The sequence below is a fragment of the Streptomyces sp. NBC_01520 genome (genome assembly GCF_045040375.1).
In the GTDB taxonomy this organism is placed as follows: domain Bacteria; phylum Actinomycetota; class Actinomycetes; order Streptomycetales; family Streptomycetaceae; genus Streptomyces.
In genome coordinates this window covers 20606-36244 of sequence record NZ_CP109406.1, presented here as the reverse complement: position 1 = coordinate 36244, position 15639 = coordinate 20606, and the positions used below count along the sequence as shown (strand labels likewise).

General features: G+C 66.6%; 14 protein-coding genes and 1 pseudogene. 10 read left to right on the top strand and 5 right to left on the bottom strand.

Features of this window, described 5'->3' with window-relative positions; translation table 11 throughout:
- Positions 1-234: 234 nt before the first annotated feature.
- The 3 genes from OG524_RS36915 to OG524_RS36905 form a co-directional block, all read right to left on the bottom strand.
- A complete protein-coding gene (locus tag OG524_RS36915; RefSeq protein ID WP_331764277.1) occupies positions 235-522 on the bottom strand; it encodes a hypothetical protein in 288 nt (95 codons plus the stop codon).
- Entirely contained in the window at positions 519-1052 is a 534-nt protein-coding gene (locus OG524_RS36910; protein WP_331764276.1) for a WhiB family transcriptional regulator, read from the bottom strand. The genes OG524_RS36915 and OG524_RS36910 overlap by 4 nt, the downstream gene beginning before the upstream one ends.
- Positions 1053-1234: 182 nt before the next feature.
- Positions 1235-1804, bottom strand: coding sequence for a hypothetical protein (locus OG524_RS36905; RefSeq protein WP_331764275.1), 570 nt, complete (start codon positions 1802-1804; stop codon positions 1235-1237).
- Positions 1805-2124: 320 nt separating this feature from the next.
- On the opposite strand from OG524_RS36905, the gene OG524_RS36900 reads away from it, so the two are divergent.
- The 7 genes and pseudogenes from OG524_RS36900 (at position 2125) to OG524_RS36870 (ending at position 9893) form a co-directional block, all read left to right on the top strand.
- Positions 2125-2883, top strand: a complete 759-nt coding sequence (locus OG524_RS36900) for a GntR family transcriptional regulator (protein WP_331764273.1) — start codon at positions 2125-2127, stop codon at positions 2881-2883.
- On the top strand, positions 2880-3581 hold the full coding sequence (locus OG524_RS36895) for an ATP-binding protein (protein WP_331764272.1): 702 nt from the start codon (positions 2880-2882) through the stop codon (positions 3579-3581). The genes OG524_RS36900 and OG524_RS36895 overlap by 4 nt, the downstream gene beginning before the upstream one ends.
- 236 nt (positions 3582-3817) lie before the next feature.
- Positions 3818-5035, top strand: a pseudogene (locus OG524_RS36890) (XRE family transcriptional regulator).
- Between the two features lie 88 nt (positions 5036-5123).
- Positions 5124-5375, top strand: a complete 252-nt coding sequence (locus OG524_RS36885; protein WP_331764268.1) for a helix-turn-helix domain-containing protein — start codon at positions 5124-5126, stop codon at positions 5373-5375.
- Positions 5376-5785: 410 nt separating this feature from the next.
- The gene (locus OG524_RS36880) at positions 5786-7321 is read left to right on the top strand and encodes a hypothetical protein (protein WP_331764267.1); all 1536 of its coding nucleotides are present in this window, start codon (positions 5786-5788) and stop codon (positions 7319-7321) included.
- Positions 7322-7396: 75 nt separating this feature from the next.
- Positions 7397-8767, top strand: coding sequence for a replicative DNA helicase (dnaB, locus tag OG524_RS36875; RefSeq protein ID WP_331764266.1), 1371 nt, complete (start codon positions 7397-7399; stop codon positions 8765-8767).
- 169 nt (positions 8768-8936) lie between these two features.
- Positions 8937-9893 carry a DnaB-like helicase C-terminal domain-containing protein gene (locus OG524_RS36870; RefSeq protein ID WP_331764265.1) on the top strand — a complete coding sequence of 319 codons (957 nt, stop codon included), beginning with the start codon at positions 8937-8939 and terminating at the stop codon, positions 9891-9893.
- Positions 9894-10106: 213 nt separating this feature from the next.
- On the opposite strand, the gene OG524_RS36865 is transcribed toward OG524_RS36870, so the two are convergent.
- A complete protein-coding gene (locus OG524_RS36865) occupies positions 10107-11243 on the bottom strand; it encodes a hypothetical protein (RefSeq protein WP_331764264.1) in 1137 nt (378 codons plus the stop codon).
- A gap of 236 nt (positions 11244-11479) precedes the next feature.
- Here OG524_RS36865 and OG524_RS36860 point away from each other — a divergent pair, with 236 nt between their 5' ends.
- The 3 genes from OG524_RS36860 to dnaB (OG524_RS36850) all read left to right on the top strand — a co-directional run bounded on the left by OG524_RS36860 (position 11480) and on the right by dnaB (OG524_RS36850) (position 14069).
- Complete coding sequence (locus tag OG524_RS36860; protein ID WP_331764263.1) at positions 11480-11641, top strand: hypothetical protein; 162 nt, start codon at positions 11480-11482, stop codon at positions 11639-11641.
- 347 nt (positions 11642-11988) lie between these two features.
- Positions 11989-12672 (top strand): DciA family protein, encoded by a 684-nt coding sequence (locus tag OG524_RS36855; RefSeq protein WP_405812581.1) that lies wholly within the window; start codon positions 11989-11991, stop codon positions 12670-12672.
- A 59-nt stretch (positions 12673-12731) separates the two neighbouring features.
- Positions 12732-14069: a replicative DNA helicase gene (dnaB, locus tag OG524_RS36850; RefSeq protein ID WP_331764262.1), complete on the top strand. Its 1338-nt coding sequence runs from the start codon at positions 12732-12734 to the stop codon at positions 14067-14069.
- Positions 14070-14277: 208 nt separating this feature from the next.
- Here the strand turns inward: dnaB (OG524_RS36850) and OG524_RS36845 are convergent, their stop codons facing one another.
- On the bottom strand, positions 14278-15372 hold the full coding sequence (locus OG524_RS36845) for a 3'-5' exonuclease (RefSeq protein ID WP_331764261.1): 1095 nt from the start codon (positions 15370-15372) through the stop codon (positions 14278-14280).
- Positions 15373-15639 lie beyond the last annotated feature (267 nt).

Here is a 15639-nt window from a genome sequence, read left to right as displayed (position 1 = left end):
GGGCGAGGGTGAGCGGGTGGAGCAACCCGAGTGAGGTGATCGCCCGGACCGCGTGGCGCTGGGCGGTCCGGGCGGCACGTATGTGGACGTTCAGCGCTCAGCCCTGCCGCTGGCCGGTGCCACCGCAGGGCTGGCAGGACTGCATCTCGACACCCTGGTAGGGGGTGCCGTCCGCGCCGACGTGGCAGACGGTGACCATCTGCTGTCCGGAGCCACTACAAGAAGAGCAGGTGGTCATCGGGCCACCCCCGATCCGCCGCAGGAGGAGCAGGACTCCCAGTTCTGCCGGGACACCCCGTCGCCGCTGGTGTCCACGATCCGACCGCCGGTGCCGCCGCAGGAGGAACAGGCCTGGTTCGCGGCGATGTTGATCCGGGCCCGCATCTCCGCCGCAGTACGCGGAGCCCGCCGGCCCTCGGGGATGCGAGCGTCAGCCGCGCGGACCACACGGATGAGGTGGCTGCCGAGCCGCTGCTCCGCCCTGGTCCTCACGGGCAGTTCGGTGAGGGTGGAGATACTCATGCCGCTACCCCCCAACCAGCGCGGGCCCGGCGGGCGGTGCGGATCTGCCGGATCTGCGCCGCGAGGGCGCGGAGCCGGTCGTTCTGGGCGGCGGTCCTCGCGGCCATCGAGCGGACTCCGCCGTTGCGGTTGGAGTCGGGGTTCGTACCCGCTTCGGTGTGGAGCCGGGTGGTCAGCGTGTCGAGCTGGCGGCCCTCGGTGTCGCGGTCCGCGTCGACCGCGGCGGCCAGGCGCTCGGCGTGGGCGGCGCGGACGGCGGCGAGCTCGCGGCCGGTCAGGCCGGCGCGCACCATCTCATCGGCGTCGGGCCGTCCGTCGCCGTCGCGCAGGGCGAGTTCCTCGCACGCGGCCCGTACGGGGCAGCCGGTGCAGAGGCTAATCGCCTCGGTACGGCGGGCCCGCCAAGCGGCGAGCCCCTCGTCGTCGGCGCGGAAGAAGAGGTCCGGGTCAGCACTGGCGCAGCGTGCGCCGGCGTCGACCGCGGCCTGGAGTACGGCCCGGCGCGTGTGCCGGGCCTGAGTGGATGTCATCCTGTGCATGCGCGTTTGCCCTTCGACAGAGGGTGAGCTGCGAAGACGAACCCCCAGGCATGCCCGCCCGGGGGTTCGTCGCGTTCAGGGCCGGTGGCCCTGGGCTGCTGTACGAGCAGCCGCAGCCCCGGCCTCCCCGATCGCTCGGGATGGCCGGGGCTGCGGTCGTTCGTGCGGGTGCTTTAGCGCGCGGAGCGCTGGGGGCGGAGCTTTTCCAGCGGGACCTCGGGTCCCTCCGCCGAGACGTCACCAGCGGGCATCACCCGACGGTTCTTGTCGGCAACGGCCACGCGGGACAGCACTGCATTCCAGTCGACCAGGCGCCCAGCCGACGTGCGCTCGGCACGAGCTCGCAGGGCTCTGTCGGTCTGCGGGCTGAACGCCTTGGGCAGCACTGTGGTGGCCGTCCGACTGGAGGATTCCTTCACGGCGTCGGTCAAGGCCCGGCGCCATTCGGGGATCGTCATGTCGAACTCGATCCGGCGGTTGCTGCTCCGGCAGTGGAGTGCGGCGGCGATGTGGGCCTTGCCGGTGTGGTGCGGGACTAACTTCTGGACCTTGCTCTGCATGCCGGTGATCGGCACCCAGGTCTCGCAGTCCTGGCAGACGAGTACGGCCTTGAGCGGGTTGCGAAGGTCGATGTGATGGAGCGGGAGCTCGGAGAGCTTGAGGGCGGGGAGGGCGCTGACCCGCTTCGTGCGGGTCCGGCGGGGGCGTTCCTTGGCGGTGGGCATCGCGGCGGTGATGGACATGCGGGAACTCCTCATGTGCGAAGGGGGAGAGGCTGCGTCGCGGTGCTCTCTCCGCCCGTCAGGCCGCGCGGGTGACCCCGGCGTCCTGACGGACGGACAGCGCATAGCGCTGCGACGTGCAGTAGAGAGTCGAGAACCCGGGGGATTTGTTGGTGCCATCAACCCCGGCCCCCCTCTTACGAGGCGGACGACTTCCTACGGTGGATTACTCGGTGTTCCGTGAGGCCCACCGCCTTACATACATCAGGTTGCCTCAGGTACCCTCAGGTGTCAAGCGGTATAGTGAGGCACCTAGACGGAAATGAAGGAGGCGAGGCGCCATGCCAGGGCAACCGAGGGCCGACAACCGGCCGCCGTACGCGCGCATCGCGGGTCACTACCGCAACCTCATTGGTTCCGGGGAACTCGCGCCAGGCGACCTGCTGCCCAGCATCCGAGCCCTGGCAAATCAGTGGAACGTCAGCACTGCAACGGCCGACCGTGCCATGAAGCTGCTGCGGGACGAGAAGCTGGTCCACGGCATCCCGGGCGTCGGCACCGAAGTCATGGCGCGGCCCGTGTCGCTCGCATCGGGGTCCGAACGTCACGACCGCAGCAGCAAGACGAAATCGTCGTGGGGCGTGGGCGAGAAGTCCTCCGGCCACACCGCTGGCATGGTGCCGGCCCCCAAGGACGTCGCGCGTGTGCTCGGCATCGACCCTGGTGACGACGTGATTCGCCGGAGCCGCGTCTACCGGGACGCTCACGGGATCGTCTCCCACTCAACGTCCTGGATCCCGGCGGAGTTCGCCCGGGTGCTGCCCGAGCTCGCGCGCAGCGAGCGCCTCAAGGGCGGTCTGTCGCTGGACCTCATCGCTGAAGCCACCGGGCGCCAGGTTGAACAGCGCATAGATGAGGAGACCGCTCGCATCGCTACGAAGGAGGACCTGGAGCTCCTGGAGCTGGACGCCGAAACCGTCGCAGCGATCCTGGTACTGACCGCCAGGTTCCTGGACGTCGACGGCCAGCTCCTCGAGTACGGCGTAGACCTGGGCGCTCCTGGCCGCACGCGACGCACCACGTCCGAGGTGCTGCGGTGAACGCCGGCGACGCCGTACTCCTGGACGACACCCTCATCAGCTGCCTCGAAGCACGCCACGGCGAGCTCATTCGCGCTGAGCACGCCGACACCCTGACTCTGGAAGGACGATTCGAGATCAGCCGCATCTCCACAGCCTTGTCCGGTCACCAGGGGCCTGCGCCCCGCGCAATCCTCATGACTGGTCTGCAGGGTGCCGGAAAAACGACCCTCGCCCGCGCCTTGGAGGATGCCGGCTTCCGGCGTCTCTGCCCTGACGAGGAAATGTTCCGCCGCTACGGACACTATGGTCGCGACTTCCCCCGCGGCGAGTTCCTTGTCCGGGAGGCGCCCGTCCTCAAGGACATCGCCCTGGAGGTACAGCAACTCCTGGCGGCCGGACACGAAGTTGTAGTCGACCACGGGTTCTGGACACGGGAAGAGCGTGCCTTGTGGGCGGCGACCATCATGGAAGCCGGCGGCGAGCCCGTACTGATCTACCTGCCTGCGCCTCACGAGGTGCGCTGGGAAAGGATCCGGAAGCGCAACGCAAAGTCGCTGGTCGACGCGAACAGCATCTCGTTCAGCGAGGACGACCTGCTTCGGCATGCGAACCGCTTCGAGACGCCCACCGCCGACGAACCGCACATCGTTTACGACGGAGATGCGGCGCACGTACTGGCAGAGCTTCGCCATGCAAGTTCTGGCGGTCCTCATTGACCACGACCTCCCATACGCAACTCCTGGCGCTCAGTGACCATGACCGTGCTCGGGTAGTGCGACTGCGCAAAGTGACATCGGCCGGTGACATTCGGAATGTCACCGCCACTTGTCACCTCCGCGCGAACATGGGTGCGTGCCATGCTCGCCCGCGGAGAGGCTGGCTTCCGCTCCGCTGACAGCACCTTGTTGGGGCGCAGGATGCGCCGCTGGACCGTACGGGGAAGGAATCGGCGATGGATGAACGTCCCGACTGGGCGCGCCGGATGGTCGAGGAGCGCGCGGCCCGCGACTGGTCGCAGGCCGACGCCACACGCGCGCTGATGGCCCGACTCCCCGATGACCAAGAGGTCAGCGAGCAGGACCTGCTTCGTCAGTGGAAGCGTTGGGAACGCGGCGACGCCCAGCCGACGAAGTACCGGTCCGCCATCGCCGCCGTCTTCAACACGACGACGAGTGCCTTCTTCCCCGAGCGGGGCCGCCGTGACGGGCGAGCCGAGATTTTGCAGGTCAGCGGCATGGACACCGTGGACATCATCGCTCGGCTACGTGCCTCCGACATCGACGTGGCCACCCTGGATGCGCTGCGGATTACTGCGGATCGACTGTGCTGCGAGTACGCATATATGCCCGCCGACCAACTGCTGCTGGAGGGCAAGGCGTGGCTGGCCCGCGTCGTGGGCCTCCAGCACCAGCGGGTCAGCCTGGCACAGCACCGCGAGATCATCGCGCTCGCCGGGAAGCTCTCGCTCTTGGTGGGCTGCGTCGAGTACGACTCCGGCCGACCTCGCGATGCGGAGGCCGCGCTGATGCTCGGCCGGGAGGCCGGGGAGTTGAGCGTGCAGGGGTGGGCGCATGAGATGCGAGCATGGTTTGCGCTGACGAGGGGCAACTACCGTGGCGTTATTGCGGCTTCAGAGGCCGGCATTGCCGTGGCGCCAAATGAGAGCGTTGCCGTGCAGCTGCACGCGCAGAAGGCGAAAGCATGGGCGCGGCTGGGGGACCGGACTCAGACCGAGGTGGCGTTAGACCAGGGCCGTCAGCTCCTGGAGCGCTTGCCGTACCCGGAGAACATCGAGGACCACTTCGTCGTGGACCCTGCCAAGTGGGATTTCTACCGGATGGACGCGCTACGCAAGGTCGGCGAGAACCGTCTCGCAGAGTAGCTGGCTCACGAAGTAATCCGGGCCGGAACGGACTTCGACGGGACAGAACGCTCGCCCATGCGGATCGCGGAGGCCCGGGTCACCTTGGGCGTAGTCGCGGCCCGCGAAGGCGACCTGGACTCCGCGCTCGGCTTCGGGGAAAGGGTTCTCACAGGCAGTCGACGGTCGCTGCCGTCGCTGGCGATGGTCTCCGCTGACCTCGGTCAGGCCCTCCAGTCCCACTACTCGCATGCGTCAGAAGCCCAGGCTTTCGTCGCTCATCTCCGCGAGCTGCGAGGTGGTCAGTGACTGACCGCAAAGAACACTCACCACTTACCGCAGGGCACACAAAGAAGCAAAGATCCATGTATAGTTTCAGTGGCACTAAGGAGTACACATGGACGCCATTGAAGCTCTGCTGTCGCGACCGAACCTGCCTCCCCCGGCGGCGCGCGCGGCTTTGCGGCGGGCAGATGGCCTCACCCAAGCGGAAGTCGCGGAGGCGCTGGAAGTGAGCCGCGTCGCCTTCCATCGCTGGGAGACGGGCCAGGCTGAACCGCGAGCTCGATCCCGTGCCGCCTACCTGCGCCTCCTCCAAGGCTTGGCGAAGAAACACCCAGAAATAAGCATGGAGGACAACCCGGCCTAAGCCTCTCTACACGCAGAAACGGTCCTCGTCGCCACAACGAGGACCGTCCACCTGCAAATACGTCGACTCGCAGCCTGCAAGCATCCCGAGTCGTGTCCGGTGAGGTGACCTCGCCGGGGGTGATGCCCGTGGACCTATCGGTCCGCGTGGTCACCTCTACCCAGAATAAGCGGACCGTGTCGCGGATCGCCACCATCTGAGTCTCCTGTCAGGTCACATCTGCTGGTCACGGCTCCCCTATAAGGGGAGATCCACCACATGCACTACCAGTTCCGCCCTCGGTGCCGGCCTCCGGCTGCAGCCCGAGGTCTGTTCCCCGACCGTCCGGTGCCCGCTCACCGGATGATGCACTCCGCCCGCACCCAGCCCGCTGTCGCAGCTGGTGCCCCGCTCATCTTGGGCGGTGCCGCGTGAGTGATTTCCCTGTTGGCGACGCGTTCACCAGCACCACCGTCGTTAGGGCCTGGGAGCCGCCTGAAGAGGTGGTGGTCCCCTTCGCCCTGGCCCATTCCGAAGGGCTCCAGCCAGAGGATTACGGCGTTCTGCTCCGACTGCTGCTCCGGGATCCGCAGCGGCCGTCCAGCGTCCTGGCCCTGTCTGAGGAGTTCCAGACGTCGGGCTGGAAGATGGGCGAGAAGCGGCTGCGGGAAGTCATGAAGCGGCTCAAGGCCGCCGGCCACGTGCAGCACCTCCGGGAGTACAACCCGTCCACGAAGCGCCCCGAGTGGCAATTCCGCGTCTTCCGCAACCCCGCTAACAACGCTGCTTATACCCGTCACGGCGGGGACTCGTTTCCGCAGGTCAGGCCGATCGGGCGGAAACCGGCAGATCGGGGCTCGGACGCCATTTCTGATCCGGCGGAAACCGGCGTATGCGCAGGTCAGACCGATCGGGCGGAAATCGGCGGATCGGCTCCGATCCGGCGGATTCCGGCGGATCGGAGCGAGGACGTTTCCGCAGGTCAGACCGATCGGGCGGAAATCGGCGGATCCGATGTCGCCCCCCCCACTCCCCCCCGTAGGGAGGAGGAGGATTCCTCCTCCCGTAAGTCCTCCTCCACAACCCTCGTCGCGGCTGGCGCTCAGGCAACAGACGCAGCAGCGGTCACGGCTGCTGTCGAGTTCCTTGCAGAGCTGCCGGGTCGGTGGGCTTGTGGGCGTAAGACGGCTACCGAGCTGGGTCCGCTGCTCGCGGAGTCCGTGGCCGCGCAGGGCTGGGGACTGGGCTCGGATCTGTCTCAGCAGCTGACTCGCCGGTCTCAGGCACGTCGCAGTGCTCAGGCGGTGCTGCGGGAGCGGATCGAGGACCTGCCCCGCTACCGTGCCGCCCGCAAGGCTCTGGAGCAGGAACGAACCAAGACCGTGCCGTTGGGCCGCGAGGAGCAGCCGAGCCTGCCGGAGGTCCAACAGGCGGGTCCTGGCGCTGTGGAGCTGCCGTCGGGTGTGACGGCCGAGTTGGTCGAGCGGGCGCGGGAGTTCCTGCTGACGCTGACAGGACCGTGGGCGCTGGGCACGGAAAGCGCGGCCCGTCTGGCTCCGCTACTCGCGGGCAGGGTCATCGAGCGCGGGTGGGAGTTCGACCAGGTGCTGCTGGCCCAGTTGATGTCCAACCCGGGCGGTGTGAACAACCACGAGCTGGTGCTGGAGCGCAACCGCATCGGTTGCCTTCCCTTCCGCCGCAAGACGGCGCCCGGGCAACAGCGCGACGGGCGCAATGCCCGCCAGGAGGCCATCGACGCGTGCACGGTCTGCGACGCCTACGGGCAGTACGAGATCGACGGCCGGGCCGTCCTGTGCAAGCACGACGGGACGCCCGCACCTGTCGCACCGCAGGACCCACCGGTCGGGGCCGCTTGCGACCCCGACCCTGTGCGGATGCCGGATCCGGCCGGGGAGACGGACCGGCTGGAGAGTCTGCTCGCGGCGATGCGCCAGCCCGCCGTCTGACCCTGCTGACACGAGAGCGGCGCCCGGATTCCTTGGCCGGGCCCGGGCGCCGCACGACCTCGGGAGAGATCACCCATGACTGTAATTCCCAACCAGAACACCTACGACGCCGCCAGCGAGGAGAGCAGCGGGTTCAGCCGGATGCCCCCGCACAACCTGGAAGCTGAGCAGTCCGTCCTGGGCAGCATGATGTCCTCGCAGCAGGCCGCCATCGACTGCCAGGACATTCTCAAGCCGCAGGACTACTACAAGCCCGCCCACGAGGCCATCCACCAGGCGGTCCTGGACCTGCGGGCGAAGGGAGAGCCCTGCGACCCGATCCATCTCGGTGCCGAACTCCTCAAGCAGGGACAGCTCGAACGAGTCGGCGGAGCCGCCTATCTGCACACCCTCGTCCAGGCCGTCGACACCGCCGCCAACGGCTCATACCACGCTGAAATCGTCCGCGAGCAGGCCATCCTGCGCCGCCTGGTCGACGCCGGGATCCGCATCACCCAGTCCGGCTACGCGGGGCAGGGCGAGACCGACGACCTCGTCGCCGCCGCGGCCGCCGAAATCGCCGCCGTCGTCGAAGGCACCGGCAAGGACGACGACTTCCACACCCCCGGCGAAACGATGGAAACGACCCTGGACCTGGTCGACACCGACAACAGCGGCGCCATCATCGGCCTGGCCACCGGCTTCACCGACTTCGACTCCCTCACCAGCGGCCTGCGACCCGGTCAGCTCATCGTGGTCGCCGGCAGGCCGGGCATGGGCAAGACCACCTGGGCCATGGACATTGCCCGCCACTGCACCATCATGAACAACATCCCGGCGGCGTTCATCAGCCTGGAGATGGGCATCGACGAGCTGAACATGCGGCTGCTGTCGGCCGAAGCGAAAGTCGCCCTGCACCACCTGCGCTCCGGCAGCACCACCGACGAGGACTGGACCCGCATCGCCCGCGCCCTGCCCCGGATCACCGACGCCCCGCTCTACATCAACGAGAGCGCCAGCACCCTCGGCGTGATCCAGGCCAAGCTGCGCCGCCTGAAAACCCGTCAGCCCGACCTGGGCCTCGTCGTCATCGACTACGTCCAGCTCGTCAACGTCGCCGGCCGCCAGGAGTCCCGGGAACGGGAGGTCTCCGCCATCAGCCGCCAGCTCAAGCTCCTCGCTAAGGAACTCCAGGTGCCGATCGTGGCTCTGGCCCAGCTCAACCGCGGCCCGGAGCAGCGGACGGACAAGAGGCCCGCGGTCTTCGACCTGCGCGAGTCCGGCTCGCTGGAACAGGACGCGGACATGGTCGTCCTGCTCTACCGTGACGACGCCTACGAACCGTTCTCGGGCCAGGCCGGCGAAGTCGAGCTGATCGTCGGCAAGCACCGCAACGGACCCACCGCCACCATCACGGTCGCCAACCAACTGCACTACAGCCGGTTCATCGACATGGCTCTCACCTGATCCACCCGGCGCACCCGACGGGCCTTTACGTGAGCCTGGACGCGCCTCTCTCCGCCTATTTGACCTACCGAGCACTCGCCTTCATTCGGGGTGGAGATCGCCCCGCAGGCGCCCACCTGGACGATCAACGGGCCCTCGCCAGTGATGGCCCGCGCACGAGAGGAACAGCATGTACGACTGCCCGGTCTGCCTCGAACCGCTGGAGCCGGACACCGGCGGCTTAATCACCGTCTCCGGTGTCACCCAAGATCGCCCGGAGAACTGGGTCTTCGGCCCATTCCCCGTCCACGACGAGCCTTGCCGCGACCGGCTTGCCGACCCCCGCTTCTCCCTCCTGGTCGGCACGGACGGGTACGAGAAGACCTCGACACGACTACACGCAGATGCATCGTCCACCCAGGAGCTTCTCGCTCACTGGGCGAAGATCATGAACACTTCCTACGTGTCCCGATACTCCGTGCAGTACTGGTCAGACAAGATCTCCGGCACCGACGAGCCCAACGGCACCGAGATGACGCCTTGGCCCGAAATGGACGAAGCCCTCGACCTGTCCAGCGCGCACTTCACCTGCCTCGGCACCCGCTCGCGCAGCAGGGAAGCCCAGGCCGGATACGACATCGCAGTTCACAACGCCGCACGTGGGAGGAAAGTGGCGATGTTCGCCCCCGACCTCAGCCCGCGCAACCCCGTCCCGGGCCTGACCATCGACCGCAGCCGGCCTCTGACTCCGGAGTACATCGAGAACACCCTGCAGAAAATGGCCGACCGCGGCGAACGCGCCGCCCTCGTCATCATCGACCGCCTGCAGGTCATGAGCCGGCACGACGACGACGGCCCGTACCGGGTGAGTTCACCCGACGACATCGAAGTGGTGTCCAAGGAGCTCAAGCGCATCGCGATGACCGAATCCCTTGGCACGCCTCCGGTCTTGCTGATCGCCAGACTTGAACGGCCACGGCGGGAAGACCACGCACTGGAGCTCGACGACCTCGGTGCTGCTGCCGAGCTCGAATATCACGCAGACCTTCTGGCGCTCGCTGACCGGACCGGCCCAGCCGAAGTCGCCGTCCTGGTAGCCAAGGACCGCTCGGGCCCAGCACCACGCCATCTGACCGTCAACTGGTAGCGGACCCAACTGCGGATGGTCGGCACCTGGCTGGCCATCCGCGAAGCACTCAAGGTCCCGAAGCATTCTCCTGAGCGGTTCGAGCGAATGTCTGACCGGCACCGGCCTGACCCGTCGGCACGGTCGCGGCCTCAGCTTCTACGCACGGCGCGCATTGCGGCCCCATCTCTTGACCCGGGTGCGGCCCCAGGGCAGCGGCGTGCGGCGCGCACCTCACGCGTCGGCCGACGCATGGCTGGCGGGGCCCTCGGGATCGTGCTGCATGCGCTTCATGGCGGCGTCGGCGAGTTTCTCTCGCCGATAGGTGAGTTCCCGGTCGAGCGTCTGCACGGCGTTCGCGGTGAGCCCATTGTCGGTCATCTGCCAAAAGTGCGGCTCGTAAGCCTGGCGGACACGAGTCGGCTCGGAGAAGAGCGCCCTTATCAGGGGGTCCGTGATCGCGTCGACGGCAGCTTCTAGTCCCTCGGGTGGTTCGGCCGGGCGGATGAGACCGAATTCGCGAAGGCGCCCACAGCCGTCCTCCCAGGCGTCGTCACGCAGGCCGAAGATCTGCATGCGGGGCCGCGTGGTGAGGAAGACGCCCGACAGGCGGTGTTTCGTGGGCGCCCACTGGCTCATCCTTCTCAGGATGAGCCAGGTGGCGACCTCGGAAGGATTGAGCACCTGGATCCAGCCCTTGAGGAAGAAGTCCTTGGGCAGCGTGATTGTTTTGGCGGCTGTCCAGCTACGGGCGGGGACGGAGTAGTGGTCCGGGGTCGGCATATCGCCCCGCCCGCCCTCTTCCATGAGCGAGAATTCCTCGTACAACCGCTGTCCGCGCGTGCCCCGGGGCACGGAGACCAGGGCGTCTTCCTGGCCGAGTTCTTCCAGAGTCCTCAAAGCTCCTTTGACTTGCCGAAGCCGCAGATCTTCCAGCTTCCTCGCGCGCCACCGCTCCTCCGCGCGCGCACTACCGTGGAGCTCCGCAGGCATGCTCTGCAGCGCGGCGTCGTACGTCCCCGACGCGGTGTCGTACGCACCGTCGATGGCCACGAGGGCGGGCCATGATTCGGTCCCGGCCAGCGGGCGAGCGTTCTGCCAGAGGTCTCCTGTGTCCAGCCGGCACTGCGCCTCGAAGACCGCCAGCAGGTAGAAGCGCAGTGCTATCCCTCGCGGAAGCACCAGCTTGGTGAGTCTCGACCGGTCCCCGTCGGCCCACAGCAAAGTGCTGCGCAGGACGATCGAGTCCGGCTCCCTCCCTGCCTTCCAGATCTTGCCCAGGGCATCAGACGCTTTGGTGACCGAGTCGGTCCTCCGCATCTGCTGCAGCCGGCGCAGTCTGCGCTCGTTCGTCTCCCGTGCATCAGCCACGAAGGAAGATTAGCGTTTTTGATCCCGCCGTTTTGATCCGGGTAAAGGCTGTCAATGACAGCCTTTACCCGGATCAAAACGTTGATCACGTCCCGGCGAAGGCTCTTCCAGGCCCCTCACCATGGACTTCAGGCCCGCTCAACGCGGGCTCGGCGGTCAGTCGTTCGTATAGACGCGAACGGCACCGGGGTCCATCCGGGGCCGCCTGCTCGAGGAGCTCCTCTAGGAGGACATACGTGGCAGATTCCCATAACCCCCAGCCCCTGCCGCAGCGCTGGGCGATCATCCTGCTCGCCGGCGTCCTGGCGGGCGCCCTCGTCCTGAGCCTGGCAGGCCCGCTGTCCGCGCTCGGTGCCGCAGGTGCGACGGTGCTTGCCCTGCACAAACTCATGGCGTAGCGAAACCGGCGGAGGTATTACCGGCACCCTCCACCGGCGTTGTCAGGTGCCCCTGGCCGACCCTGTACCAACGGGGTGCCGCCGGGGGCCTCCCTGCTGGTGAACATCGACGTGGCCGGCTTTGAGGTGCCTTCCGGACTCAGCGGTGAACGACTCCTGTTCTCGTGGTCGAAGTCCCTGCGCTCCCTTAACGGCGCATCACCACCGCCTGTACTGGGCCTGCTCAGACCAGAAGGAGAGACGGCAGGAGCCACACGTCTCAGGCGTGAAAATGGAGCAAACCATCACGACCTCGAGCCCCTGAAGCCAGACTGTCTTAGAGGACGACAAGAGGACGGGAGAAGGCCGTGAATCAGCCAGCGGATGGTCCGCTGTCACGAGCGGTCAGCGGACAGACCGACCTGGCACTCCTGGCACTGCGCTATGCGCGTGAAAACGCTCGACGGCCTCGCTCCCGGGCTCTTGTACCGGCCCGCCGAAAGAGGGAAACCCAAAGCGTTCTGCTGCGTACCGCCCTCTACGAACTCGCGACTCAGGCTGGGTGGATGTCTGACGGATACACGGCGGTACTCCGGCAGTGGGCTCGCACCGTCGGGCTCTTTGCGAACCACGTGTCTCCAGTTCGGTTCGACCAGAAGACTCGCGAGCTGGTGGTGCAGCCAGACTCCGCCGCCTGGGCGACTCAAATGCGGCTGCTTGCCGGCCCACTGGTCGCCAGACTCAACCAGGAGCTCGGTGAAGGGACCGTGCGAACCCTGAAGGTTCTGCATCCCAAGCCAGCAGAAACGTCCCCGAGTCCGGCTGCCGACCTCGCCCGTCGCCCTCTTCAACGCGAAGCTCTTGCGAAGAGCAGTGGAAGCCCTCAGCTGCGGAAGGCTACGGAGCGGCAAGCCCGTCAGATGCCACGCGAACCAGACCACTTGTTCCCAGCCTTCAGCGCTGACGACCGCAGCGAGGAAGAGACGGGGCAGAGCAGGGTGCGGTCCAAAGCTTTGTTCCGAGCTCAGGCTGAGCGGGCGCGCCGAATGTAAGGGCAGTCCCGCTGAGCAGCCCACTCACCAGCCAGCATTCAACTTGGAGGGATGAAACCTTGACCGCGGATGACGCCGACACGGCACGACCGCCTCATGATCTTCTCGCGGAGAAAGCAGTCCTGCGCTCACTCCTCCTCTCCCCGGAGGCGATCGCCGACACCGTCGAAGTCCTTCACAGCCACGACTTCTACCGGCCGGCGCACGAGCTGATCTATACCGCCGTCCTGGATGTGTACGGACGCGGCGAGACTCCTGATCTCGTTTCCGTTGGTGGCGTGCTCGAGAAGCAGGGACTGCTGGAGAAGGTCGGCGGCCACGACTACCTGCGCACGCTTGCGAGCGGCACCTCACGCGGCAAAGGCTGGCTCAAACACGCTGAACGTGTCCAGGCTCTGGCGGTCCTGCGGCGTACCAAGGAGGCCGCGGTCCATATCGAGAACCTGGCCGACGACGGATCCGCAGAAGATGTCGATCGGATCGTCGACGCCGTGCAGGCAGAAATCTTCGCGGCCACCGCCCGCCGACGTACAGGGCTCCCACCCTCACAAAGCCTCGGCGACGTGATGGAGGGCGTTCTGGACGAACTCGAAGCCGCCAACTCTGGCGGCACCGGCATCCCGACAGGTTTCACCGACCTCGATGCGTTGACCGGTGGGCTGTACCCCGGGCATCTCATCGTTCTCGCGAGTCGTCCGGCGATGGGAAAATCCACGCTGGCACTGAACCTCCTCCGCTCCGCCTGCATCACGCAAAAGCTCCCCGCAGCACTCTTCACCCTGGAAGCCGGCCGGAACGAGGTCAGCATGCGGATACTCGCCGCCGAGGCACGGGTAGCCCTGCACCACATGCGCTCCGGATCCATGACTGATGAGGACTGGACCCGCGTAGCCCGGAAAATTCCGGTCCTCAGCGACGCCCCGCTCTACATCCAGGACGATACCTACGCCACTTTCACCGACCTTCGGGCCCACTGCCGGCGCCTGCGTGCGCAGAGCGACATCCGCCTCATCGTCGTTGACGCCCTGCACTTGCTCAACTACGGCACTCGGCAGCTGTCGTCTCGCTACGAGGAGATCTCTGAAATCTCCCGTTGCCTCAAGCTGCTGGCCACCGAACTCGAGATCCCCGTTGTTGCCATCTCCACCCTCAACCGTGGACCCGAGCAGAGGGTCGACCGGAGGCCCGCGATCAGCGACCTGCGTGACTCTGGTGCCATCGAGGACAATGCCGACCTCATCATCCTGATCCACCGCGAAGACGCCTACGAGAAAGACTCCCCTCGCGCCGGTGAGGCAGACCTGATCGTTGCTAAGCACCGCAATGGGCCCACGGCCACGATCACCACTGCCTTCCAGGGGCACTACTCGCGCTTCGTCGACATGGCTCAGACCTGAAAGACACGCTGCAGGCGCTGCTGCGAAAACTTGCCGCGCGGCGCCTTCACCCGGGCGGCGGCGATCCTCGGATGAAGCCGCCCGGGGGCAGAAGAGGGCTAAAGCGATGCTCAACAGACGGTGCGGGCCTGCGCCCGTACTGCTTCCGGCACTGCCACTTTGCGTAGCCCGTTCTCCGCGTCTGCTTCGTGTTGCCTACTCCGTCCGGTCAGCTGAAGGAGAGGAGGTGGGAAAGTTGAAGTTCTTCGCCTTGGGCGCCGCGGCTGCCAAAAGCACGGCGCAGTATGGCGTTCTTCTGGTTGCGGCAGAGGTGAGCAAGTACGTCCCAGGTGGCCAGGCAGTCCCCGAGAGCGCTGTGCGCCGCAGTGTTTCCGCTGGAATGAATGGCGGCGAGATGTGCCAGCTTGCTGCTGCCTCTGCGACTGACCCGCTGGTGAATCAGCATTGGATCCACGGCTTTAATCAGCTTGCCGACCCGGCTCTCCAGGGTGGGCAGCCCGTGCCGCTGGCACTCAGCGTCAAGAAACGGCAGGTCGAAGTCCCAGTTGAACACGACCAGTGTGGCGCCGTCGATGATGTGCTTGGCGACCGCTCCCGTCACCTCGTCGATAGCGCCGCGGGCATCACGCCCTTGGCGACGCACTGTCTCGTCGTCTATGCCATGGATGTCGTAGGAATCATGAGGTATCGGTATAGCCGGATTGATGAGGACGCTGTCCCAGGCCAAAGCCCTCCTGTCAGCCAGCAACCAGGCGGCCTCCACGATCCGGTCATGATGCCGATCCAAACCAGTGGTCTCAAAATCGAGGACGACGACTCGCTTGCCGGGGAACCACCCAGTCGACTGGCGCGAGTCCTTGGTGCACTCGCGAAGGAGGAACTCCACCACGCGCCGGTCGGCGGCGCGGCTCATCTGGCACAGAGCATGGGCGACTCCCTCCGGCGTGGTGGTGGCGGGCAGACGGACAAATTCACCAATGTCATCAACAGAACTGCCCGGCGAGTACAGGAACAGCGCTGACGCCCCACCAGGGCCCTCCACCTGGCCGATGGTGGCGCCATACCGCGGGGACCAGTCCTCGCCCTCCGTACCGATCAGAATCCACTCACCCGGCGGCGTGACCTCCCAGGGGTGCAGGAACTTGCCCCAGGCGCGTGCGTCGCATGCCAAGTCCTTCAGCCGCAACTCCTCGTACTCGTCCTCCTCTCCATGGGGCTGCGTGCACATCCCGCCCCAGCCGTTGGGAAGGGCCTGCAACAGGGCCTCGAAGAACTGTTGAGGAGATCGCGGGTCGAAGTACATGCGCCTGCCCTGTTGTAGCCGACCCTGGAGTCGGGAGACCGAATGGTGAAAAGATCGTAAAAGCATCAGGGTCAACTGTCCGCGATACGCGTTGCACACCGCTCGCAGACTGGACAGCACATTCACATCACGGCACCGCTAGCCCAGTGACGTCCGCGGCAGCCAAACCGGTCGCGGACCCACGCCCTGCCCGGCCGCCGCCCCGGCGCCTGTCCTGCTTCCTGTATGAGCTCTGGCGGGCCTGGCAGTGGACAAGACGTTCAGTCT

What these genes read in the sequence shown, in the direction of transcription:
- OG524_RS36910 (WP_331764276.1), bottom strand. Translation starts at nt 1,052, where the DNA reads ATGACATCCACTCAGGCCCGGCACACGCGCCGGGCCGTACTCCAGGCC.
- OG524_RS36900 (WP_331764273.1), top strand. Translation starts at nt 2,125, where the DNA reads ATGCCAGGGCAACCGAGGGCCGACAACCGGCCGCCGTACGCGCGCATC.
- dnaB (WP_331764266.1), top strand. Translation starts at nt 7,397, where the DNA reads ATGACTGTAATTCCCAACCAGAACACCTACGACGCCGCCAGCGAGGAG.
- OG524_RS36870 (WP_331764265.1), top strand. Translation starts at nt 8,937, where the DNA reads ATGTACGACTGCCCGGTCTGCCTCGAACCGCTGGAGCCGGACACCGGC.
- OG524_RS36915 (WP_331764277.1), bottom strand. Translation starts at nt 522, where the DNA reads ATGAGTATCTCCACCCTCACCGAACTGCCCGTGAGGACCAGGGCGGAG.
- OG524_RS36905 (WP_331764275.1), bottom strand. Translation starts at nt 1,804, where the DNA reads ATGTCCATCACCGCCGCGATGCCCACCGCCAAGGAACGCCCCCGCCGG.
- OG524_RS36885 (WP_331764268.1), top strand. Translation starts at nt 5,124, where the DNA reads ATGGACGCCATTGAAGCTCTGCTGTCGCGACCGAACCTGCCTCCCCCG.
- OG524_RS36845 (WP_331764261.1), bottom strand. Translation starts at nt 15,372, where the DNA reads ATGTACTTCGACCCGCGATCTCCTCAACAGTTCTTCGAGGCCCTGTTG.